At 72.8% G+C, this 1,321-nt stretch carries 2 protein-coding genes; both read right to left on the reverse strand.

Annotation, left to right across the window (positions count from 1 at the left end):
• A partial coding sequence (locus G6017_RS14600; RefSeq protein ID WP_182618007.1) for an ATP-binding cassette domain-containing protein occupies window positions 1-518 on the reverse strand: 518 nt, incomplete at its 3' end.
• Window positions 515-1,321, reverse strand: an 807-nt coding sequence (locus G6017_RS14605; protein WP_182618009.1) for a FecCD family ABC transporter permease, incomplete at its 5' end; no start/stop codon positions are given. The genes G6017_RS14605 and G6017_RS14600, both read right to left, overlap by 4 nt.

A 1,321-nucleotide genomic window follows, 5' to 3' on the forward strand; every position in this document is an offset into this window, starting at 1 on the left:
TCGGCGTCGAGGTGGTTGGTGGGCTCGTCCAGCAGGAGCACCTCCGGCTGCTGCGCCAACGCCCGGGCGATCGACACCCGCTGGCGTTCGCCCCCCGACAGGGCCAGGACGTCGCGGGCCGCCAACCCGGCCAACCCCACACGGTCGAGCACGGTGTCCACCACGTCGGCGTCGTCGGTCCCGAACGGCTCGAACAGCCCGCGTGTCACCGTCCGGCCCAGTCGCACCGACTCCCGGACCGTGATGCCACCCAACGAGACCGGCTCCTGAGTGCTCACGCCCACCGTCCGCGCCAGGGCCCGCCGGCGGAGCGAGGTGATGTCGTCGCCGTCGAGGCGCACCAGTCCGGCGGTCGTGGGCAGGGCCCGGTAGCAGGTGCGCAGCAGGGTCGTCTTGCCACTGCCGTTGGGGCCCACCAGCGCGGTGACCCGGCCGGGTGCGATGGTCAGGTCCACCCCCTCGAGGATCCGGCGACCCCCGAGGTCGGTGGAGACGTCGGCCGCGGTCAGTGTGGTCACGTCGCCGACCTTCCGTAGCGCCGCCACAGCATGATCAGGAACACCGGACCCCCCACGATCCCCGTGACGACGCCCACCGGGAGTTCGGCACCGTCGCTGACGGACCGGGCCGCGATGTCGGCCAGCACCAGGGCCACCGCCCCGAGCACCGCGGCCGTCGGCAGTAACCGGGCCGACGTGCGCCCGGTGACGTACCCGGCGAGGTGCGGGATGAGCAGTCCGATGAACCCGATGGTCCCGGAGACCGCCACCGCCCCCGCGGTGAGCATCGAGACCAGCAGCAACATGAGCAGCCGGAACCGCGGGACGTTCATGCCCATGGCCGTGGCGCCGTCGTCGCCGGTCAGGAGGAGGTCCAGGTGGCGGCTGGACAGCATCACCAGGACGCCCGCGACGGCGAGGATCGAGACCGGGGCCAGGAGCATGGTCCACCCGGCGTCACCGAACCCGCCGGCCAGCCAGCGCATGACGGTGCCCAGTTGGTGGTCGTCGCCCAACACCAACAGCGTGAACGTGTTGAGCGCGCCGAACATCATCGTCAGAGCCGCCCCCACCAGCACGATCGCCGTGGTGTCGTGCGCGCGACGGGCCACCAGGACCACCCCGGCCAGTGGCAGCAGGGCGCCGAGGAAGGCGGCCATCGGGAGCGTGAAGACGCCCCACATCCCGGCACCCACGCCCAGGACGGTCAGGACCACGACGCCGAAGCCGGCCCCGGACGACACCCCCAGCAGGTACGGGTCGGCCAGTGGGTTGCGCGTGACCGCCTGGGCGACGCCTCCCGCCACCGCGAGGGACGCGCC

Source organism: Dietzia sp. B44, assembly GCF_014145245.1.
GTDB lineage: Bacteria > Actinomycetota > Actinomycetes > Mycobacteriales > Mycobacteriaceae > Dietzia > Dietzia natronolimnaea.